This is a genomic window from Halomonas sp. N3-2A (assembly GCF_002216165.1).
GTDB lineage: Bacteria > Pseudomonadota > Gammaproteobacteria > Pseudomonadales > Halomonadaceae > Vreelandella.
On record NZ_CP022286.1, the window covers coordinates 3,874,104 to 3,896,922 of the forward strand.

At 52.0% G+C, this 22,819-nt stretch carries 15 protein-coding genes; 6 read left to right on the forward strand and 9 right to left on the reverse strand.

Annotation, left to right across the window (positions count from 1 at the left end; translation table 11 throughout):
- Window positions 1–40: 40 nt before the first annotated feature.
- The gene (locus CEK60_RS18115; RefSeq protein WP_232471399.1) at window positions 41–760 is read right to left on the reverse strand and encodes a M48 family metallopeptidase; all 720 of its coding nucleotides are present in this window, start codon (window positions 758–760) and stop codon (window positions 41–43) included.
- Window positions 757–3,909: a type I restriction endonuclease subunit R gene (locus CEK60_RS18120; RefSeq protein WP_089040177.1), complete on the reverse strand. Its 3,153-nt coding sequence runs from the start codon at window positions 3,907–3,909 to the stop codon at window positions 757–759. Before CEK60_RS18120 ends, CEK60_RS18115 begins: the two co-directional genes overlap by 4 nt.
- 188 nt (window positions 3,910–4,097) lie before the next feature.
- On the opposite strand from CEK60_RS18120, the gene CEK60_RS18125 reads away from it, so the two are divergent.
- Complete coding sequence (locus tag CEK60_RS18125; RefSeq protein WP_089040178.1) at window positions 4,098–5,084, forward strand: AAA family ATPase; 987 nt, start codon at window positions 4,098–4,100, stop codon at window positions 5,082–5,084.
- Window positions 5,085–5,100: 16 nt separating this feature from the next.
- Entirely contained in the window at window positions 5,101–7,623 is a 2,523-nt protein-coding gene (locus CEK60_RS18130; protein WP_089040179.1) for a S8 family peptidase, read from the forward strand.
- 47 nt (window positions 7,624–7,670) lie between these two features.
- Here the strand turns inward: CEK60_RS18130 and CEK60_RS18135 are convergent, their stop codons facing one another.
- From CEK60_RS18135 to CEK60_RS18155, 5 genes are all read right to left on the reverse strand, one after another.
- A complete protein-coding gene (locus CEK60_RS18135) occupies window positions 7,671–8,933 on the reverse strand; it encodes a restriction endonuclease subunit S (RefSeq protein ID WP_089040180.1) in 1,263 nt (420 codons plus the stop codon).
- Window positions 8,926–10,668 (reverse strand): type I restriction-modification system subunit M, encoded by a 1,743-nt coding sequence (locus tag CEK60_RS18140; protein WP_089040181.1) that lies wholly within the window; start codon window positions 10,666–10,668, stop codon window positions 8,926–8,928. Before CEK60_RS18140 ends, CEK60_RS18135 begins: the two co-directional genes overlap by 8 nt.
- A 168-nt stretch (window positions 10,669–10,836) precedes the next feature.
- Window positions 10,837–11,496 carry an inovirus Gp2 family protein gene (locus tag CEK60_RS18145; protein ID WP_157698053.1) on the reverse strand — a complete coding sequence of 220 codons (660 nt, stop codon included), beginning with the start codon at window positions 11,494–11,496 and terminating at the stop codon, window positions 10,837–10,839.
- Window positions 11,497–11,810: 314 nt separating this feature from the next.
- Window positions 11,811–12,008: a helix-turn-helix transcriptional regulator gene (locus tag CEK60_RS18150; protein WP_089040183.1), complete on the reverse strand. Its 198-nt coding sequence runs from the start codon at window positions 12,006–12,008 to the stop codon at window positions 11,811–11,813.
- Window positions 12,009–12,085: 77 nt separating this feature from the next.
- On the reverse strand, window positions 12,086–13,699 hold the full coding sequence (locus tag CEK60_RS18155) for a hypothetical protein (RefSeq protein WP_089040184.1): 1,614 nt from the start codon (window positions 13,697–13,699) through the stop codon (window positions 12,086–12,088).
- A gap of 169 nt (window positions 13,700–13,868) precedes the next feature.
- Between CEK60_RS18155 and CEK60_RS18160 the strand changes: the two genes are divergently transcribed.
- Together CEK60_RS18160 and CEK60_RS18165 are read left to right on the forward strand one after the other, a co-directional pair.
- On the forward strand, window positions 13,869–14,615 hold the full coding sequence (locus CEK60_RS18160; protein ID WP_089040185.1) for a hypothetical protein: 747 nt from the start codon (window positions 13,869–13,871) through the stop codon (window positions 14,613–14,615).
- Between the two features lie 202 nt (window positions 14,616–14,817).
- Window positions 14,818–15,675, forward strand: coding sequence for a DUF3883 domain-containing protein (locus CEK60_RS18165; RefSeq protein WP_089040186.1), 858 nt, complete (start codon window positions 14,818–14,820; stop codon window positions 15,673–15,675).
- A 101-nt stretch (window positions 15,676–15,776) separates the two neighbouring features.
- Here the strand turns inward: CEK60_RS18165 and CEK60_RS18170 are convergent, their stop codons facing one another.
- Complete coding sequence (locus tag CEK60_RS18170) at window positions 15,777–19,325, reverse strand: AAA domain-containing protein (RefSeq protein WP_089040187.1); 3,549 nt, start codon at window positions 19,323–19,325, stop codon at window positions 15,777–15,779.
- 206 nt (window positions 19,326–19,531) lie between these two features.
- Between CEK60_RS18170 and CEK60_RS18175 the strand changes: the two genes are divergently transcribed.
- Window positions 19,532–20,572 carry a zinc-dependent alcohol dehydrogenase family protein gene (locus CEK60_RS18175; protein WP_089040188.1) on the forward strand — a complete coding sequence of 347 codons (1,041 nt, stop codon included), beginning with the start codon at window positions 19,532–19,534 and terminating at the stop codon, window positions 20,570–20,572.
- A gap of 726 nt (window positions 20,573–21,298) precedes the next feature.
- Entirely contained in the window at window positions 21,299–22,048 is a 750-nt protein-coding gene (gene aqpZ / locus CEK60_RS18180) for an aquaporin Z (RefSeq protein ID WP_089040189.1), read from the forward strand.
- Here the strand turns inward: aqpZ and CEK60_RS18185 are convergent.
- The gene (locus tag CEK60_RS18185; protein ID WP_089040190.1) at window positions 22,045–22,656 is read right to left on the reverse strand and encodes a DNA-3-methyladenine glycosylase family protein; all 612 of its coding nucleotides are present in this window, start codon (window positions 22,654–22,656) and stop codon (window positions 22,045–22,047) included. The genes aqpZ and CEK60_RS18185 overlap by 4 nt on opposite strands.
- Between the last annotated feature and the right edge of the window lie 163 nt (window positions 22,657–22,819).

Here is a 22,819-nt window from a genome sequence, read left to right on the forward strand (position 1 = left end):
TGTTATCAAATAAAATGACGCAACCAGCAATTAAAATCCATCAAAACCGCACCCTCTCCGCATGCTCCCTCAACCACTCACGACACTGCGGATAGTCCGGCATCACCCGCCCCAGCTCATGCCAAAATTCGGGAGAGTGGTCGTGGCGGATCAGATGGCAAAGCTCGTGCATCACGACGTAATCCACCATGCGGTTGGGGGCCATCATGATCTGCCAGTTAAACTCCAGCTTGCCCTTGGCGGTGCAGCTGCCCCAGCGTGATTTGAACGTGCGGATGCCTACGCCCATGGGCGATACCCCCACAACGGGGGCAAAGCGCGTCACTTTCTCTTTTAGCTTTTGTTCTGCTTGGCGCTTGTACCAGCGTACCAAGGCGTTGCGCACCATGGATGGGCGCTGGGTACTTTGGGGTAGCGTGATTAACAGCTTGCCGTGTACCAGCTTTACGGGCGCAAAGGCACCGGTTTCTATCTTGAGGCGATAGTTACGCCCCAGGTAAGGAAACGCTTCACCGGAGACAAACTCGCGGCTACTGGCAGGTGCGGCCAGCTGGTGTAGCGCCATTTTTTCTTTGATCCAGCGCCGCTTGCTGGCCAACAGCTGGTCGACCTTCTCAAGCGGGGTGTCACTGGGCACTACTATCGAGACCGCCCCTTCTTCCACGCGGATATCCGCCGATTTACGGCGATTGGTGCGGATGATTTCGGCAATAAAACCCGAGGCCTCTCGGTATTCGGGTGGGTTTGCCATAACGGTCATGGATTCACTTTTCCAAAACGGTTTTTGGCCAGCTCCATAAAGCGGTCTTGCACGACGGTGACCAGGGCTTTGTCCGCGAAGGAGCCATCCAGCACGGCGCGCTTAATCTCTTTTTTCATGCGTTTGACCTGATCCTGCTTATCGAAGAAGTCGACGATTTGGGTCGCTTCATCAAACATATCGACAAGGTGCTGGCTGATGGCCTTGATCTCATCATGCACCGCTTCGCTAATGGCATCATCCCCGGCGTGGTGGGTCACTTCCGCCATTAGGATGTTGTAGAAAGCAAACTCGGTTTCACTCAGCCCCAAGGCATCGGCTTCTTGCTTATGCTCGGTGTCGATGGTGCTGACCATCTGCAGCAGTAGTTCTAGCTGTTGATCCCACTTGCCCGCCGTTTTCTCGATGATATCCCGCAGGCGTAGGCTGAGCGATTTGTAATACTCAGGATCTTCTTCCAGGTTGACGGTGATGTGGTGCTTAATCGCGCTTTCAATCTCGGACGCCTTAGATTCCGGGGATTTGATCTGCTCTACCGTTTGCTTGAAGTTGGCATCCATTAAATCCACTGGCGGAATCTTGGGGTCTACCCCCGTGCTGATAATGTGGTCTTCCACCAGCTTGCGAACTTTCTCACCTACATCAGCAAGGTTAAGGCCTGGGTCGCGGTAGCGGTTTCTCGCGGCGTTTTGCACCTTGCCCCAGAATTTCAGGTCAGGCACAAACGGTTTGGCCGCCGTATCTGGCAGAATGATATCCATCTGCTTGGCAAAGGCTTTATAGGCCAGCTCAAACTGCTGGCGTTTGTCTTCGTCTTTAAGAAACAGGACATACGTATCAATATCCTTCTCTTTCACCCCTGCAAATAGCTTAGCCACCCGCGTATGGGCGGCCTTCAACTTGGGAATCTCGTCTTTCAGGCTGTGGTAGGTGCCTTCAGCGTCGTCGTTACTGAACATCTCCAGCGCTTCAGTCAGCTGATCAGATAGCCCGTAGTAATCGACAATAAAGCCTGCCTGCTTTGCCCCCTGGCCGTTAGGTGACGAGCAGGTGCGGTTAACCCGCGCAATCGCCTGCATCAACGTGTGGTCTTTCAGGTTACGGTCGATATACATGGCCTGGGCAATGGGCGCATCGAAGCCGGTTAACAGCATATCTTTTACGATCAAAAGAGCCGTTGGGTCTTCACTTAACGGCTTGGTGAAGTTGCTGATGACCTGTTTCTGGCGGGCTTTATCGGTGTACTGCGCCAAGTAAGCGGGGTCGTTGTGGCTACCGGAAACAATAACCTCAGACGGCGGCGCATCCAGCTCATCCAGGGTTTTCTTGAACAGCGTGGCAGCATAGCGGCTACCGACCACAATCATCGCCTTAAAGCCGTTGGGCTGAATATGCTCGCGGTAGTGTTTCAGCAGGTCGATACATACCCAGCGGATGCGTGCCGGTGCCTCGAGTATCGCACGTTCCACCCCGTACTTTTTTCGGATCTCTTTTTTTTCGTCATCGCTGTAATCGCGAAAGTACTCCTCAAACAGCGCATCCAGCGAATCGCCCACCACATCGGTGAGCACCTGACGACCTTCGTAGAGAATACGCACCGTGGCCCCATCGGCCACGGCTTCGTTAATTTTGTATTGATCGATATAGCCGCCAAACGCTTGGCTCATTTTCTGCGTTTTCAGCAACGGTGTGCCGGTAAAGCCGATCTTAGGGGCATTGGGTAGCGCCGCGTTAATGGTGGCGGCGAGGTTACCAAACTGGGTGCGGTGGGCCTCATCGGCCAGCACGATCACTTTATCGCTAGGGTTCAGGTCGCTGAAATCGCCCTCGGCTTCGGCATCCTGAAACTTCTGCACCATGGCAGTGACGATATCGGATGAATCGCGCTGCAACAGCGTTTTTAGCTGAGCAACAGAGCCCGCATTGTGAATGGTTTCATTTTGAGCATCGCGGAACGTCGCGGAGAGTTGGCTATCTAGCTGTGTGCGGTCAGTGATGAACACCAGCTTGTACTGCTGAAGCTCCGGGTCGCGACGCATCTTCACCGCCAGCATCACCATGGTGAGCGACTTACCAGAGCCTTGTGTATGCCACACCACCCCCGATTTTTCCTTACGATCCCGGCCTGCTTTCAGGCGCTCAATTACCTTGTTAACCGCACGGTACTGCTGATAGCGGGCAATCTTCTTGATCAGTCGCCCATCCACGGCTTCAAACAGGGTGAAGTTCTGCAGCACATCGAGAAAGTTAGCGGGTGAGAAAAGCCCTGCCAGCAGGCGCTCTTGAGCATTGATATCTGCGTGAGCCGGTTGGCCCGCTGCAATACGCTGCGCTTCTAGCAGATAAGCGGGAGAAGGCACATCCGTCACTTGGTAAGCAGTAGCGGCAGGTAGAGGCTGCTGTGCTACTTGAGCGAAAGCAAACAACTGGCGGATATCCCCGTCAGTAAACGGGTAGGCATCTTTCCAATCGCCGTAATGTTGGGCACTAGAGCTAATCGTACCTACCCTGGCTTGGTCGCGGCAGGTGGAGACCATCAGTTGGTTGTACCAGAACAGCTTTTGCGCACCTTCGTCATCTTCGGGGTAGCGCAGGTTGGCGTAGCGCCGTAACTGATCAATACCTTGCGCCAGGGCGTCGGCAATATAGGGCGATTTGCACTCAATCACTGCCAGCGGCAGGCCATTTACGAAGCAAACGATATCCGGGATGATGTTCTGATTGAGGCCTTCAATCTTGAATTGGTTGGTGCAGAGAAAGTCGTTGTTGTCAGGCTGGTCGAAGTCGATGATTTTGACCGTTTGCCCTTTTCGCCCCTTGCCCACGTCCTGCTCTACCGAGAGGTAGTTGACCAGCTGCTGGTAAATCGCGTGGTTGTACTCCATCAACCCTGCATAGTGGGGATGAGTCATCTCCCGCAGTACCTTGCGCAGGTTTTCTTCGCTGATCCAGGGGTTCAAGCGCCGCAGGGCGGCTTCTAACTGTTTGACCAGCACGACATCACGATAGTAGCCGCGCTCACCGGCAGAAGGGGCACCGTCAATAGGCAGCACAGGGGATAAACTTGCCCCAGGAACATAACGCCACCCCAGTTGCTGGAGTTGGGCAATGGCAGGCAGCTCGACCTTTTCGACTTCATCCTGAAACAAGGTAAGTATCCTTTGTCATGCTTTTTGCTCAGCCTAGCATGCTACCGCCATCGGTTCAGCCGTTTAAGACCTAAGCAGCGGCGTCTCGACGCAAGTAGTTATGAAGCATCTCAATGAACGCGTTATACTTTATTCAATCAAAAAGCCAGCCCAGCTTGGGCATTTTCCACAGACGCATACGGTAATTTATGGCGACGGCAGAGCAGATCAAAGCATTATTGAAGAGCCACGCTGATCACGATGATCAGCGGTTCTACTCTATTGCCTTGCAAGTCGCTGCCAAAGAAGCCCGCAAGGGGCACCACAAGCTAGCCAGCGAAATCAAGGAAACCATCGAGCGCTCGCAGAAAGCCTCGAAAAGCTTGACCGTTGCGCCTGCTAAACCGACCCCGCTGGCCCAGCACCCCAAAGGCGATTTGAAGGGGCTTTTGGAGCTGACACACTCAACCGCTCGCAAAAACGAGTTGGTGCTCTCGGGTGAGGTAAGCGAGCGGCTGGATAAGGTATTACTGGAGCAGCGGCAAAAAAGTCGCTTGGCTCAGTACGGCCTTTCCCCACGGCGCAAGCTGTTATTTACCGGCTCGCCGGGCACGGGTAAAACCCTATCGGCAGCGGTACTTGCTTCAGAGCTTAAGCTACCGCTGTACACCATCGTTCTGGATAACCTGATCACTCGCTTTATGGGTGAGACCGCCGCTAAGCTTCGGCTGATTTTTGATCACATCAAGCAAACGCGAGCGGTATACCTCTTTGACGAATTTGACGCGATCGGCACACAGCGGGGCGCGACAAACGACGTTGGCGAAATACGTCGCGTGTTGAACTCGTTTCTTATGTTCGTCGAACAGGACACCTCTGAAAGCATCATTTTAGCGGCGACCAATCACCCAGAGCTGTTGGACAAAGCACTTTACCGGCGTTTTGACGACATCATTCAGTTTGAAAAACCAGGTCAGGCGCAAATCAAGCAACTGGTCGAAAATCGCCTCTCAGCGTTTGAGACTGGGCATCTAAGCTGGGATGAAATCACCCAGGGTGCCTGCGGACTAAGCTCAGCGGACGTTACCCGAGCCTGTGAGGACGCTGCCAAAGAAGCGGTCTTGCACCATGATGCCAACATCACTACCGCAATGATTACCAAGGCCGTACAACGCCGACAAAACGGAAAACAATAAGGAATAAGGGTGCTTCATGGCGGATCGGAAACCGCATTTATTGGTTAACGGTGTTGGTAGTAGAGAAGATTTTCAGTCCCGAAGCCGAGGTAGAAGCCGCGAAATTGCTCGTCAAGATAGGCATCAACACGGCACTGCTTTGGCACAGCAATACGCTAACGTGCTGGCTAGGCATGAGGCTCGCCAAGCTGAGCCGTTGATAGCTGTTACAGATGAAACAGGTATATATGTCGAAATTGTGGGGTTTTCAGGAATCGAGCTTCCATTAGATAGGCTCGATAATAAGGATTTTCATCTACGTTCATGCACCAAAATTGACGATCAAGAAACCGCCGTTGTGTTTATTCCTGAATCGCGGCGGAACGCTTTCCTAGCTAAGGTAAGTCGGTACTTAGATAAAAACTCCCCTAAAAGTGGCTTGCCATTAAATCAACCACTTATCGACAGCATCGCTGAGATCAAGCTGGCAGATTTACGCTCCTTCTGGACAGATGCCCAAGAGCTGTTTCCCGAATCAGCAGACCAGTCAGTATGGTGGGAACTGTGGCTGAAAAAACGAGCGACAGACCTATCTGCTAGCGAAGTGGCCGAGCAGCTTGCGGAGCGGCTTAACGCTGAGCTAAGCAACACCTCGCTTAGTTTCTTTGATAGTTTCGTTATTCTCATCAAAGCATCCGTTGACCAGCTTGAATCAGCTCCTGAGCTAATCGCCAACCTTGAAGAGTTACGTCGCGCAAAGCAGACTCCGAATGCGTTCATTTCCATGCCTGCCAAAGAGCAGCACGAGTGGGCCGATGAGTTAGCAGACCGAATACGGCTAGACGAAAGCACCACAACCGCTATTACGGTGCTGGATACAGGGGTCAATTTCCATCATCCACTACTAAGCCAGGTGACTACTCAGCAGTTGGCACAAGCGTGGGAGTCTAGCTGGCCTCTCTATGATGACTACCAGCCTACCTACCCCCTTGCGCCGTATAACGATCACGGTTCCAGACAAGCAGGGCTAGCAGCGCTGGGTGAGCTAGATGAATCGTTACTTGCTACTCACGAGATCTGGCTTGCTTATCGAATTGAGTCTGGCCGCATACTGCCACCCGCTGGGAATAATGATCCTGAACTTTACGGCGCTATTACCGTAGGCACCGCAGCGAAGCTTGAAATTGATAACCCGGAATTTTCCCGCGTTTATTCTCTGGCTGTTACCTCGCCCGCTGATTCGATAAGTGGGCAGCCTTCGTCCTGGTCTGCCGAAATTGATCAGTTTGCCTTCGGTCTGGAGGACGATTTACAACGGCTGTTTGTGATTTCTGCTGGTAACAACCAGTCGCTAGACGCGACGGTGGATGTCTGGGATCAGGTACATCTCGCAGATATTGAAGACCCGGCCCAAGCATGGAACGCTTTAACCGTTGGCGCTTACACAGAAAAAACAACCAACGACGACACCAGTTTTGTAGGCTGGGCACCTTTTGCCAAACCTGGGGATGTTGCCCCCGCGAGCCGGTCATCGGTGAATTGGGGCTGGCAAAAGCAAGCGCCTTATAAACCTGATGTGGTGGCAGAAGGCGGTAACCGGTTGTTATCGCCTGACGGCACGGAAGTGTCCGATGCTGATGTGGTATCGCTATTAACCACCTCAGGCAGAACCAGCGGGCAACTATTCGAGACCACCAAAGATACCAGCGCTGCCTGCGCACTGGTTTCCAGGCAGGCTGCACTGTTAATGGCGGAATATCCGGACTACTGGCCAGAGACAATACGCGGGCTGATTGTTCATTCGGCGGAATGGACACCCAGGATGTGGGAGCGCTTTGGTTTGCTTCAAAAAGACCAGGCGCCTTCTAATGCTGCCAAGACAATGCTGCGATGCGTTGGTCATGGTGTACCTAGCTTAGAGCGTGCAAGGTATAGCGCCAATCATGCCCTGACGCTGATTGTTCAGGATACCCTGCAGCCCTTCAAAAAGCCGAGTGGCAAGGCTTCTGACGATCCGAAACTGAACGAAATGCAACTTTATCAGCTGCCCTGGCCCGTGGAAGAGTTACGTACATTGCCGCCAGAGTTGGATATTAAATTACGGGTGACGCTGTCGTACTTTATTGAGCCAAACCCAGGCCGCAGAGGCTACCGCCAGCGCTACAGCTATCAATCTCACGGGCTGCGTTTCAATGTCATTCGTCCCAGTCAATCGTTAGAAAACTTTCGTGCTGCAATTAACCGCGTGGCCAACGAGGCTGTCGAGGACTACCAAGGTGTCGAAGGTGATAGCAGTGGTTGGCTACTAGGCTCCCAAATCAGAACCCGAGGCTCGCTACACTCCGATACGTGGACAGGTTCTGCGGCGGATCTAGCCGATATGCACACGCTGGCGGTGTATCCCGTGGGTGGTTGGTGGAAATACCGTGCAGGGGAAGAACGCTGGCAAAACCGCGTTCGCTTTAGCCTGATCGTCAGCATTGACGTTCCGGATAGCGAGGTGGATATCTACTCAGAGGTCGAGAACCTGATTGAAGCCAGCGTGCAGGTGGAGACCTAAGAAAGCGGCATCGCGCACTGTACGATGCCGTTACTTCAAGGGTGAGCTTAGACGTTGGATAGCTCGCGGGAATTAACATTGACGCGGACTTTGCCGGTGAGCAGGTCTTGCATCATGGCTTTTTTGAACGATTGAATAGTGTTGATCTTATTGATGGTTTTTGTGATACGAGCCTCAACTGAGTCTAGAGCATTAGCTATGTTTTTTTGCTCAGGTATGTCTGGAACTGCTATTGCAATACGACCCAAAGACTCACCGCTGATGCCTGCCCTTGTCGTAAACTTGCTGTTATCCATCATTTGCTTACGAACAGCGTTGCTTTGAAATACATATTTCAAAAAATGAGGGTGGAATAAATCATTTTTTTGACGAGCACGTATAACGAAGCCGTTGAAAACTACATCGTCTCTTCGACCTAGATAGACATTAGAAAAGCCAATTTCGTCAGGTGTTTCAGAGGTTCTCGTGAAAAACACATCTCCAAAATGAACCCTGAACCTTGAGAGCTCCTTTTCATTCATTTCGACGAGCGCGCCAAGATCTGAATCCAGAATTCCTCCACCTACATAAACATTCTTGTAGCTGATAATTGGTACGCCATGACCAAAAGCATCCTTGTCTTTATTCACACCATTTTTAAGATCAAACACGTCCCCCAATAGATAGCTTTCCCAGCTAACAGGGATCTTACCCACAGACGAATCCTTGAACTCAGTGTGCGGAACGCCGCCCGATCCAATGCCCTTGGTCAGAAGCTCCTGCATCATGCCGGTTTTCAGGTCTTTCAGCTTGTCGATCTGGGCACGCGTTTTTTCAATCACCTCATCGACGGATGACAGAATGGCGGCAATTTTTTTCTGTTCGGAGAGGGGGGGATAAGCCTTTTCTATGCCTTTTATATCCTTTACCGACAGGTGCTTCACCGTGGTAGCGCCAGTTGCCGAGTGAATGGAATCAAGATCATCCACAAGGGAGTAGAAAAGAAAGTCGCTATCGAACCCGCCACTTCTAGATGCTTTTACTTTGCAGATCCGCTGATTGAGAAGCGCGCTCTTTGTTTTCCATTTCACTATGTTGAAATCGCCGTCCATCCCAACCAGGATGTCACCCTTGCGTATCACGTATGCGTCGTCAAAGTCTCCGGCGTAAAAAGTTTCCACGCTTTGCTTCGCAAGATCACGAATGCGGATAATGCCCATTTTTGAGGGGTCATCGCAGAATAGTGATGATTTAAATGGAAAACCCGACAGGATATCGACCTTATCGTTGAGTGGATGGATTGCCCAACCTTCAGGAACTGTCTTACTCATACCCCAGCTCCTTCAAATAGCCTTTCATCACGCTTTCGGCTTCGGCTACTTCGGCATCCAGTTCATGCAGCGATACCTTGTACTTATCCCACCAGCGTTCTAGCTGGCTGATAATGGCAGCGCTATTTTCAGCATCGGGCGCTTCTTGCTGGACGATCTGGCGCAGCTGCTCTTTGCCTTCAATAGCGGGCTTGAAGTCGTAGTAGGCCTCATCACGTTGATCAAATACGCAGCTGACATCAAACGCCATCAGGATCTCTTCGCGGATATACTCGCTCTCCACTTCCCGCACGGGGATGCCGCCGTGGAGGATGGCCCGCACATCGAAGATTTCTGGCGGTGGGCTGGTGTCGGCGTAGCGGCGAATATTCAGGTTGTAATCGTTCTCGGCAATGTCCGCCAAGGTGACAACTTTGGAGTAGCGCTTGATCTCGGCGTAATCGTCAAAGGTAGCAACGATCTTTTCGATATCCTGCGGGCGCAGCTTGTTTTGGTTCTTGCCTTCTTCATATTCCAGCTCGCTGTTGATAAACAGCACCTTGCCTTTGCGTTCGGCTTGTTTCTGCTTATTGATAATCAGCAAACTGGCGGGAATGCCGGTGCCGTAGAACAGCGCCGGTGGCAGGCCAATCACGGCCTCTAGCAGGTCGTCGTTCAAGATGCCCTGACGGATAGCTTTTTCACTGGCACCCCGGAACAGCACGCCGTGGGGCATCACCACACCCATCATGCCTTCGGCATTTAGGCTGGCGATCATGTGCTGCACAAAGGCTAGGTCGCCGGAATCTTTCGGCGGCGTGCCGTAGGGGTAGCGGCCATAGGGGTCGTTATCGGCTTCTTCCTTGCCCCACTTCTTCAAGCTGAACGGCGGATTGGCCAGTACCCGGTCGAAGGTCATCAGCTCACCGCCTTGGGTGTGCTGCGGGTCGCCCAAGGTATCGCCCTTGCGAATATCGGCACTGTAAACACCGTGCAAGAACATGTTCATCTTGCAGATGGCCCAGGTGTTCAGGTTCATCTCTTGGCCAAACAGCGATAAGTTAGCCGGATTCTCGCCATTGGTGGCTAGGTGATTGCGGGTTTGCACCAGCATGCCACCCGACCCCGCCGTTGGGTCGTAAATGCGCATGCCCGCATGGGGCTTGAGCAGCGATACCAGCAGCTGTACCACTTCAGAAGGCGTGTAGAACTCGCCGCCTTTTTTACCGGCGCTGTCGGCGAACATCTTGATCAGGTATTCATAGGCCGTGCCCAGCAGGTCAGGCCGCTCGAAATCTTGGTTGCGTAACCGGTAACGGCTGAAATGGCTAAGCAGATCCCGCAGCTTCTTATCAGAGAGCTTGTTCTTGATGTTGAAGTCGATCGACACCAGCACGCCTTCCAGCGTGGCGTTGTGCTCTTCAATGGCTTCGGTAGCCTTGTTCAGCTCTGCGCCGATATCGTGTTTCAGGTCTTTGATGGCACCCCAACGGGCAACGGGCGGGATGTAGAAGGTTTTGTCATACTCATCTTCATCATCGGCCAGTTCACGGGCCTGAGCCTCGCTTTTGCCTTTACTGAGGTAATACTCAACCACTGATTCCTGGGCTTCTTCAAAAGCATCAGATAGACGCTTCAAGAACATCATGCCGAAGATGTAATCCTTGTACTCGGATGCATCCATATTGCCGCGCAAGATATCGGCGGCTTCCCACAAGAAGGATTCCAGCTGTTGCAGCGTAACAGTGTGGCTCATTGATGATTCCATGTATTGCAGTAACCGTGGGCATGGCGGATACCTAGCCCCCACAAAATAGTGAGCCGAGTTTAGCGGTGTGGGGGCATGTGGGCAAAGCCATACTCGGTTAGCCACGTCCAATAGTCTTGATGGGCCTAGCGAGCTAGGGATGATGTACAGCGGCCCTTAGTTGCGACTAGTGCCAAACGTCCGCATTCCTAGCCCATACTGCTTTGTATCAGCTTTGCAAAGGTAAGAAGCACGGTAGAACGCTTCCTGAAAGCTATTCGCATCATCTCTGCTTATCCAATAGTGCGGATTATCAGGTACGTGAACCCACGGCTCTTGTGGATTCCACGTAACCCTCAACGCGCTGTACCACGCACGTGACACGCGACTAATGAGGTTCTCGTTTTGAGAGCATGCCTTACCTGGCATGTGATAGACGTCACGATTCAATAAGAGAAAGAAGTGGTAGTGCGGCTTACCGTTAAGGCCAACCTCCCGACACCACACGTAGCGCACTTTGGTATCAGGCACCCAGCCAGCTTGGCGCTTACACTCATGGTCATGTTTAATAATCGCTTTCAAGGAAGCGATGAACCTTGCGATAAGGCCTTTATGATCCTCTAGCGTCATTCTGTCGCTTATTGCCGTAGGGATAACAGGATCAAATCTGAAGGCTAGAACACGTGGGTAATCATCTAGTGCCTTGTGCATCGTATCGTAAAGTGCCTGCAGGTATTCACTTGCCATTGGCAGGTAGTCCTCTTGGATGCTTAGCCCGTTAAATAAAGGGGTATAGACGAAGTGCAGGTTAGTATTTGAGTGACGTGGCGGTAGCATTTTAATCTCCTTCATAGGTGTAGTAGCCCATGGCTTCTGCTGCGTGGGCGTTTATGACAGGCATGACGAATCCTCCAGCGGTTACTGGATTCAATACGGTGGTGGTATAACGGTTATTAGCCTTTCGGCGGCGTACTTAGGTACGGGGCTTGAGGCCCCTCCCCTTACCCTTTGATCATATTAATAATAATTAAACAAGGGTCGAAAAGGCTGAGTTAGTGATCGTCAAGCTAGCTGTCGTGCGGGTTGAGCTGGGGATAATTGGTAGGCAATCAGCTCTTCAATTAAATTAGAAAAATCTAAACAGATAAGCATTAAGCGACTTTTCCATCCCTACGCTTAATGCTGTCGTTAATCCAAGCCTCAATCTCACTTTCAACCCAGGCCACGGCACGAGTACCTAGTTTGATAGGTTGAGGGAACTGCCCAAGGCTGATGTACTTGTAGATCGTCGATCTAGCCAGACCTGTGCGTTCCATGACGTCTTTGATGCGGATCAGTTTCATGCTCATGACGAACTCCTATTATTCGTTCATGAGATTAGGGAGCTGGGTATTTTTAATTGGAGAGTGGCTTTGGCGACTTGTGGTTATGAGTCGGTAGGCTCTTGAGCGTCTGACGCTGTTGGATCATTTGGCTCATTATTGATGGCTGAAAGGCAATCCTGATGATGCGTTTGCCAATAGGTGTTGAGATCCTTGGCGACATATCTACGGAATATAATGGTCGTTGGCTCTTTATCGGTATCTTCAAAGCGCAGGCTATAACTACGTAGCTGAAAACCTGGTAGTGTCGGGCCGTCAGGTGCATTGAAAAAAACAGGAACGAGCATGAAGGTCATTGCTTCGGCCTCTTCGTATTCATTAAATTTGAAGGCACTTTGGAGCTGTTTGGCTAGGTGATGTGACAGGGCATAGAAAAGTAGTGCTAATGGTGGGTAAGAGGCTTGTTCTGTGATTGGTTCTACTTCGGGAGGACTATGAAGCTTTTGATCGACCAAGGCCTTTGTATAGTCGCTGTCTTTTTCAGAAGCTGATTCTGTTTCCTGCTCAAGATCCGCTTCGATTTCATACTCAAGCGCTATGCCTAGACGCCGAGCAGTCGACACTATGACGTCATGGCATGGTTGGTCAGGCCCGCAAAAACCTTCTTTTAATTTATTCCAGTAGGAAGTTAGCAGATGACAAGCGTCGATATGAACGCTGGTAAGTAACCAGTTTGCATCCTCTGCATCGTAGCGTTTAAGCAGCTCTTCAATGCCATCATCTAGATAATCCGTGCTTGGCAGAAGTGCTTGAGCATTGTGGAGAATTTTTACTAGATCGTTGTATTTATGTTTTTCCTTAGTAACGACTGTCAAAGTACTTTTAGAATCTGTGATGGCATCGTACTCCTTCAAAAATGCCTCGATTTGCAAGTTACACACCCCTACAGTCATCGCCGCATCTACAACTCCTCCCACTAGCTCCGTTCGCTTCGCGTTCTTTGTTGAAGGAGGCGACATGATGGTGAGCGGAGCTCTTTTGAAAGTCCCGAGTGATGGGTGCGCCAGATCAAGCAAATAGATGGATGTCTTACGAGCATTAGCCTGGGGTGAATACCGCCCCGGTTGATGATGAACAATGATCCCTAACTCGAACAGCTTCTCCAGTTGCCTATCAATGCGAGAACGTGACATCCCGGTTAGAAGGCGCATTTTGGATATCCCAAGACTGGTTATGACACCAGGCGTGTCAGCATGAGCTAGCAACACCATGAGTAGCCATCGGTTAGGTAAGGTCAACCTGGAGCGGCGTCGACGTCCATCTCTTACCAAATCCTGCGTTCTATTTTCAGCAGACAATAGAGTCGTTTTTGTGAGTGTGGCTATTTCTTCTACGTGGTGCGTAGAAGACGGTGGGCTCTTAAGCAGTGCCTTCACCAGCTTTGCTGACAAACGATAACGCGACGCTGGCCGCCCTGGCCCTTTGATAGGTAGGCGCTCAATTTCAATGAACTGTTCTTGCCTTTCGCCGTGCTTGTCAATGAGTACATCCCAAGCTCGGCGGCCTTGCGTATACGTTAGCCCTAGGCGAGTAAAGAGGGTTTGCAAAGGGCAGTCGATACACTTTTCAAGACCGATAACTGATGCCCACTGCATCAGAAGCCAACGCGCTTCAGGCGTTAATCGAGCATCTTTGTAGGTCAGGGTCGCTGCAATCATAGCAAGCAATATACGCCAGATTGTACAAAATAAAAATTCGATTTCACGGACTTATTAATCTTTTAGTTATTACATTGTAATATTACATTGTAATATAAATATTGCCTTCAGCGATAAGGCATAGTTTGTTCTGAATTTTTGCTTTCACTTTTTGTTATAGGCTCTGCTGATGACACGTCCGTTTGATTGGGTTGATAGAGGTGACTATGAGCAATTTAATTGGATTGCTAACTACTTAGCACGCAAACAAACAGCAGGTTTGCTGCCTAACTCTTTAACAGTAACCCTCAACAAATTTGGCCCGCCCCAAACGGTTAACATGTTGGGCAGCTTTCCAGACACTGCCGTTTTTCGGGAGCTAAGTCGCCGTATGCAAGCTACTTGGAATGTGCGCAAGCATCGAAAAAAGCATGGCAATCCCGTATCAATCCAGATGTCCAAAGAGGCTCAAAGGCAACTGAAGACCTTGGCAAAAAAGAGCGGTCAATCTCAGGTGGAGACGCTTGGCCAAATCATCAGCAATGCAGTACATGAGCAAAAGCAAGACACGGAAAAATATAAAAAAGAAAAAGAATCATTTTTGTTGAAACTGGATAAGCAAAAGAAGGAGGCTCTTCAGACCAAGTATGTTTTAAGTGAAGCTGTTGAGGCCTTGCAAAAAGCCCTGTCTGAAGAAATAGATCACCGCTGCAGATATGAAGCGCTAGTAGGTAAATTGGACAACGCAGTGATTGGTAGCGAAGCGATAGAGGCTTACTGCGATTCAGTAACAAAGCGCGTTGCGGAAGTTGAGCTGGAGCTTGGCATACTGAAAATAATGCGTGCGAGAGTAGGACCTTCTCTAAATGAACGGATGCAAGAATTTATTCGTTTCCATGAGGGGAGGCATTTTGAGGATGGAAGTGGCCATAGTTAGTGATGTGATGCATAACAAAAGGGCGGAAGCTGCAATCGATACTTTCAGTATGGCTTTCGTTTTGGGTCTTCCCCAACGCTAGTTGGGTAGTGTATTGGGTAGTAATTACATTTTTTATGTGTAAATTATATTTTAATATATTGATTTTGAATGGTTTTTTACTTTTATTCTATTTTAAGATTCAGAATATTGAGTGATGAGCATGAGTCGAGCGACACCCTGGAGTGCAAGCGAGGTAGAGGCAACCGTTGCCACCTACCGGCAGATGCTAGTAGCGGAACTGAGCGGGCAAAGTTATAACAAGCGCGCACTTAATCGTGCGTTGATGACACAGCTTGATGGCCGCTCGGCCAGCGCCCTAGAGTTCAAGCACTGCAATATCAGTGCAGTGTTGCGGGATGCCAACTGCCCCTATGTCGATGGCTACAAGCCGCGCAGCAATTATCAACAAAGCCTGGTTGAGTTTGTCGAGGAGCTGTTGCTGCGAAGCGAGCTCGTTGATCGTGCAGCGCGCTTGGCCGCCGACCTCCCGGTGGTTGATATCACTGGCATCGTAGACGAGCGCATCATCGTCGAACCTCCTAGAACGACACCGCCGCAACAAGGCGTTCGGGAATTCCACGCCGACTATTCAGTGCGCCCGCCGCAAAAACGCGACTACTTGGCGCGGGAAACTCGCAACCGCGAGCTGGGGCTTGCGGGCGAGCATCTGGTGATGCGCTTCGAGCAGCACCGCCTGACACAAGCTGGTCAGGAAAAGCTCGCTGCGTGTGTCGAGCATGTTGCGGTGACTCAGGGTGACGGCCTGGGGTTCGATATACGCTCCTTCGAGCCCGACGGCCGCGACCGGCTGATCGAGGTCAAGACCACCGCCTTTGCCAAGGAGAGCGCGTTTTTCATCACACCCAACGAGCTCGACTGCTCGCGTGCCCATTCGAATCACTACCACTTGTTCCGGCTGTTCAATTTTCGCAAGGGGCCGAAGCTCTTTTTCTTGAAAGGCGATCTTCGCGAACAGCTCTGGCTTGAACCGGACAGCTATCGGGCGGGGGTGCGTTGAGCCAGATGGTCGAGCAAAGCAGCGAACATCTGGCGCTGGAGGCGCTTGGTTAAATCCATCTATCGGCTTTATGAAGATAGACTCGGCCCAAACCAGGTTTCTTATACAGTGTTTTCTGGATGCTTATGCCTGACGCGTTTCTCCAGGGCTTCGCGCTGAAGCTTCAACTCCTCTGTCAGTTCGCCACTGTAAAGTATCGATGTTTCCATGTTTCTGTACGGCCCGTGACGCGCAGCGCAGGCCCAGTTGTAGGAGCCCGCACACATAATGTGATCATCGACCATGACGAGTTTGCTGTGCACCTGGTTGACCACCTTCACCGTTACATTGTCCTCGGCAAGCGCTTCGCAGCACCTTTCGAAGCGAGCCGCTTTCTGGGTATCTGGCTGATCACCGTTAGTGGTATTGAAGCGATGGTCGGTATAGATCGTAACGGCAATGCCACGGGCAGTCGCCTTTTGCAGTGCTGTCAGTATTCCGGTTTCATCCAGGCGCCTGAAGGAGATCCAGGGCGAGACCATGTCGAGGCGTGAGCTGACAAGTTCAAGCAGTTCCTTTATGCAGTCGTCATGCTCCTCGGCATCGTTGATCACTCGCGGCTTGCGACAAAGTTCGAGCAGATCGGGGCGTGCAATGTTGGCAGTAAACAGCAGTTCGTTTTCTTCACGGCTGAACAGATACCGCCCCAACAGGTGACGTGGCGTTCCCCGCGGGGCAGCGTCAATAACGTCCATATCGCCAAACACGAGAAAGCTATCCTTGGCGCGTGAAACAGCCACGTTAAGAATCGACGGGTCATTATCGATAAAACTACCGTCGTCATGGCGTGAATATACCCCTGAAAACAGCACCACGGGGCGCTCCGCTCCTTGAAGCGCATGTACCGTGCCTACCGTCATTTCCGACTCGCCCCGGCCGACCTGGATATTCCGTGCTCGACACTCCTGCTCGATCAGGTTGGCCTGGGCCTTGAAGGGTGTCACTACGCCTACGATCTGTTCCAGCGGTTTGCCGTGTACGGCTTCCAGCTGCTCGCGTTGTTCCGCCAGCCATTCAGCCACGGTAATGGCTTCCAGCCGGTTGATGCGACTTCCCGAAGGCGGAGTCTCCGCTCGGCCATCGACGTGCACATAGCCAAAGGGCGGCAGCTCGGCATCGATGGCGGGCCTGTCGCGTAGAGGCTCCAAAAGCCCCTGATAACAAAGGTCATTGCAGTAAGCGATGATGTCATTCAGGCAGCGGCGGTGCTCGCGCAAAAACATGCCAGGCTCGGCCTGTTCGAGATAATGGTAGCGGCTGGCCTGCTGAGCAATGCGCATCACGCTGCCATCTACCACCGAGCGCCCGCCTTCGCGCAGTTCTTCGTACTCCTCGAGAGCGGTGAGCAACCCCTGATGGGAAAGATTGCCTACATCGACGGCCTGTGACTGGGTGGCCACTGGCTTGATCTGGTGGACATCGCCAATCGCCAGTACGCGCTTGGCCAAGGCCATCGAGGCGCCCGCCACATCCGGCGCCACCTGCCCAGCCTCGTCGATGATCAATAGGTCTATCTCATTGACCAGGTAATCATCGCGAAACTGGCCTTCGCCTTCGAAGACGCTGTAGGTCATATGGGATGGCAGCGAGTGCAGCGTAGAGACGATGCAGGGGGTAAGCATCATGCGGCGACGCCAGCGCCGGCGTACTGCGGGAAGCCCCTGTTTCTCGTTGCCCTTGGAAGTGAGTTTTAAATCGTCCGGGCGTTCGGCGCACTCCTTGAGCCAGCGCGCCTCCCAATAGTGCACCGCCAGTTGAAAGAGCTGAAAGCGTAGCGTGGTATCCAGCCCCTGATCAAAGGTGTCGAACGAGTCGGGTAGTGCACTAAAGCCCAGCGCTTGGTACACCGTTTCAAGCTTCGCCGTAGCCTGCTTGATCTCTTGCAGGTTCTGCTGGCACTCGGCAACAAACTTCTTTTTTCGCGAGATGGCTTCGCGCTGTTCACCCAACCAGGCTTTTAACGTGGCATCAGGAGGGCTGGTGGAGGCTGCCTGCTCGATGAGTTGCCGTGCGCCAGCGCTAAGCTGCTCATCAATGAACAGCTCTCGCCGCAGTCGGCGCTTTTTGGCCACCGGCGGCAAAACGGCGAGCAATGACAGCCACATCGGCTCGTCGGCGCAAAAGCGCTGCCACTGTTTCAGGTCTCCATGGAGGGTGTCATGTTCGGTTTGCAGGGTGGCAAGCGCTGCCTGTTCATGGGCAAGCGCCTCTTCTGGGTTATCGCCGAGCTTTTCAGCAAGCTCGGCGATGCGTGTTGCCCGAGCCGTCCAGTGCTGCTGAAGGCTTGAAAGCTTTGCCTGACGCTCCATCAGACGTTGGTGAAGCTGCTGGAGAACGAGGTCGATGCCCGTGAGCGAATCATCTTCCAGCGCCTGCCTGGCCTGCTGAAGAAAAACCGTCTCGGCACTATCCAGATACGCCAACGATTCAACGTGGCGATAGAAGGAAGGAGTCTGGTAATGCTTTGATGCCTTGTCTTCCTTGCTGATAGCGCAGTAGTAGCCGCCGTAACTGGTGATCTCAGGTAGCCAGCGCCCGCCGAAGGCGTCCTGAGTTTCCTCGAAATCCTTGGCGAAGGCTTCGAGCACGTTGGTCACGGCCTGATTGTTGGTCGAGGCCGCCATGATCAGAGGCGGTTCTTCTTCAACTAGTGCGGCCTTTACCCACAGGGACGCCACCGCCGACAGCACAAAGGTAGTTTTCCCCGTGCCCGGTGGGCCGTTTACGGCGAGTACTTCGCCGTTCTCCATCGACATGACCTGTGCTAGCGCATCGCGCTGGGCAATGGCCAGCGGGTACTGCGAATTGGCGTGGCCTAGCCGATAGGGCATGCTCGCGAACGGCCCAACGCACGGTTGGTATGTCTCGATGCTTGAAAGCGCGTAGCTTTCAACCAGCGGAAGCCGTTGATCGTTTTGAGAGAGCCAGTCGTAAAGGGCGATGATTTTGTCCGCCGCGCCCAGTTGGTTATCGACTTTGGCAATACGCGCCTCAGAGGCGTTCTCGAATACCTCTTTCAACAGCTCTTTCGGGCATAGCGCTTCGAACAGCTGGCGCGAAAGCTCGTAATACGTTTTCCAGCGCTCCCCGTGTGCCTCGGGGTCAGGTTCCTCGAGTAGCGTATACGCTTCACTCAGCGACCATACAGGGGATTCATGCTTGCTCAGGAAGCGATCCTGCCTGGCGACTTTTGTTAGTGTGAAGCGGTCATCGGCTTGGGGAGCCAGCAGGTCGCGCGGAATCACCGGTGGCTCGGCTGGGATCATGCGCCCATCGCGCGAGACCCACAACCCGCAGATTAATGGCGTGATAACGTCGGGATAGAGTGCGCGTTTTTTTGCCCCGTGTTCCAGCAGCACCTTGTACACTGCCGGGCGTAGCACGACGCGTACCAGTTGGGTGGCGTCCTCCTCTCCTTCGAAAAGGCGCGCGAGTGCAGGGTGGTTCTTCGGCAGTCGCCCTTCGCGATAGACCGTACTCGCGAGCGGTTCTGTTTTTCCCAGCTCTTTTTTAGTCAACGCCCCGCGGCCACTTTCTGCATCAGCCAGCGAATTGCGCCAGTAACGAAGCCACTGCTGGGCCGAGGGAGTGATAGTCTCTGCCTGCGTCATGCCGTTGCCTTCTTCCTTGTATGTTTTACAGCTGGCTTTGGTCTAACAATATCAAATTTTGCCGATTTAAATGGCGGAGTGAATATCACCGCATTGATTGGCGGCGGCGTTAGCTCGGGTGAGATGATTGTGGTGCGGCCAACAATTTGCTTCTTATCCGCATGAGACTTTATAAAGTAAAAAACGATATAGGTTAGGAATTCTTTATGAAAGCCGTTGTTTTTGAGAAATTTTCCGCCCCACCACAGATCCAGCAACTGCCTGATCCCACCCCCGAGCCGCATGGCGTGGTTGTGAAGGTAATGGCGACAGGCGTTTGCCGCAGTGACTGGCATGGCTGGGTAGGGCATGACACTGATATTCAACTTCCTCATGTGCCGGGGCATGAGCTTTCCGGTGTTGTCGAGGCCGTGGGTAAAGACGTCAAAACATGGCGCATTGGCGACCGCGTCACAGTTCCCTTCGTTGGCGGATGCGGCACTTGCCCTGAGTGCTACTCTGGAAACCATCAGGTGTGCGATAGCCAGTTTCAACCGGGTTTCACGCACTGGGGCTCCTTTGCTGAGTATGTGAGTATTCACTACGCCGATGTCAATTTGGTCGCACTGCCAGAGACATTGGATTTTGCAACGGCGGCGAGTTTGGGATGTCGTTTCGTAACCTCTTTTCGGGCAGTGGTTGATCAGGGCCAAACCTCCGCAGGGCAGTGGGTGGCCGTCCACGGTTGCGGTGGGGTTGGTCTATCCGCTGTGATGATTGCCAACGCCGTCGGCGCCAATGTGGTGGCCATCGATATTTCGGAAGAGGCGCTTCACTTGGCCCGTCAATTGGGCGCCGTTGCCACTGTGAATGCTGCCGAGGTTGCCGATGTGGTTGAGGCAGTGGCGGAAATAACGCAGGGGGGCGCTCATGTATCCCTGGATGCGTTAGGCCACCCGACGACCTGTTTTAACTCCATCAGCAATCTGCGTAAACGTGGCAAGCATATCCAGGTCGGGCTGATGTTGGCTGAGAACAGCACTCCTGCTATTCCCATGAGTAAGGTTATTGCCCACGAACTTGAAATACTGGGCAGTCATGGCATGCAGGCGCACCGTTATGACGCCATGCTGGCGATGATCCAGTCTGGAAAGCTGGTGCCCGAAAAGCTTATCGGCAAACGAATCAATCTTGAGCAATCGATTGATGCGCTGATGAACATGGATAAGTTCGAAGGGGCAGGTGTGACGGTGGTGACGGAATTTTGATAAAGCGGGCTGCAGCGTTGTTGCCGATTATAAATTGAAGGGTTAGGTAACACTGATGCTTCTAGTATCGAAAGCGTTGCATTTGCGCTACTCACGATGTGGGGTGGGCGATAGGTTCACTATTGCTTCCAGTTTGGTTGGACACCCCCATGCGCATCTTGCGAACTCTCGGTTGCACTCCTCTCGCCGGTATTCTCGGCATATCGCCCATCACTGCTTACCCAAACGCATCAATTCCAGCGCAACCTTAACACTCTTTTTTGTATTCTTACTTCCGCTAATCACTCGCGCGCGTGGCGCTCTGTGAATGGTGAATACTGGCCAATTAAAAATAAAGTATTAAAGAAACACTTTTTATCGATTCACTTGATTCATGATTTTTTAGCGCATTATGACTGATGTGCTGATTGTTTCTTATTGTTTATTTTAATATCGCTGGTGATATTTTATTGCCCATTTTTAGAGGCTGTTATATAAAAGCTTGTCTTTTCTTTAGGTGCTTAGTGGAATGATTTTTTACACTAATTTGCTGTAAGAGAAATTAACAATGTGCCTAGTGTTTAAGGCCTAGTTTTTAAGAGCTAGTTTCTCCCTTTAAGTTAATTAAAAAAATGGCGTGCACTGAGTGCGCGCATTACTGCGTACACATTAATGAGCGGCCTTATGGGTGCTTAATTAGCTGGCGCGGTATTCCCAATGATGCTTGGTCATTAGAGGAGTAGGGATATGAAAAAGTACGTAGCGGAGTTAATTGGTACGTTCTGGTTAGTATTGGGTGGTTGTGGCAGCGCGGTGTTAGCGGCGGCTTTTCCAGACGTAGGCATTGGCCTATTAGGAGTGTCGCTGGCCTTTGGTTTAACGGTTGTTACGATGGCGTATGCGATTGGGCATATTTCGGGGTGCCATTTAAATCCTGCGGTATCGGTAGGGCTTTGGGTGGGAGGGCGCTTTCCTGCTAAAGAGTTGCCTTACTATATTGGTGCGCAAGTACTGGGTGCCATTGTTGCCGGTGGCGTGCTGTATCTGATTGCGAGTGGCCAAGCAGGGTTTGATGTGTCGGCTGGGTTTGCATCTAATGGCTATGGGGAGCATTCACCCGGCGGTTATAGCATGACGGCGGCGTTACTAACGGAAGTCGTAATGACCATGATGTTTATCTTCATCATTATGGGGGCAACCGATGGCCGCGCACCGGCAGGGTTTGCGCCGTTGGCGATTGGCTTGGGCTTAACGCTGATTCACCTGATCAGCATTCCGGTGACCAATACCTCGGTGAATCCAGCGCGTAGTACGGGCGTTGCTCTATATGTAGGAGATTGGGCGACGGCTCAGCTGTGGCTGTTCTGGATAGCGCCTATGATCGGCGCAGCGTTAGGGGCACTAGCGTATCGCTTTATTGCTCAGCCTGAGGCACTCATAGCGCCGCCATCGCCTTCTGATCATGACGATGATCTAACGGGTAAGATCGTTCCCTAAAGCGGCTCTCCACGATAGTAGTGCCATAAAAATAGCGAACCCACGCTACGCCAGGGGGCCCAGTGTTCGACTAACTGGCGAGCCTGTTTAGGCGTGGGTTTGTCTTCCTGCTTTTTTAGACGGCCAAGCGCTACACGTAAGGCAAGGTCGTCGGCGGGAAATATATCCCCGCGTTGGAGCGAAAACATCAGGTAAATTTCGGCGCTCCAACGTCCAAAACCACGTAGTTGAGTGATGGCGGCAATCGCCTCGTCATCGCTCAGCGTGGCCAACCCATCGGCGCTGAATGTGCCGGCAAGCTCTGCCTCCGCCAGCCCTTTGGCATAGGCTACTTTGCGCCAGGAAAGCCCTGCATCACGCAGCGCTTGGTCTTCAATGTCCATCACTGCTTGCGCGTGCAATTCAGGTAGCAATGAAGTGACACGGCCCATAATAGCGCGCGCCGCTTCCGTCGAAATCTGCTGGCTAACAATCGTGCTAAAAAACGTTGCGAAGCCTTGGTCGCGTTGGCGCGGCGCGGGTGCTCCCACGAGTGGATAAGCACGGGCAATATCTGGGTCTGCTTTAGCCAGTGCCTCCATGGCGCACTCGATAGACTCTAGTGTCATGCACATTTCACCTGCTTGTAAGTTTAAAAACACACTAACAAAATTAAGATATTAGCGTTGTAATCCGTAGGAATTGCCTCGTTCGCCCGCTAACTTTTTTGGTGTTGCGTATTTCTACTTTTGTCTAATCCTGCGATCATTTGCAGCTATACAAGACCGTTTT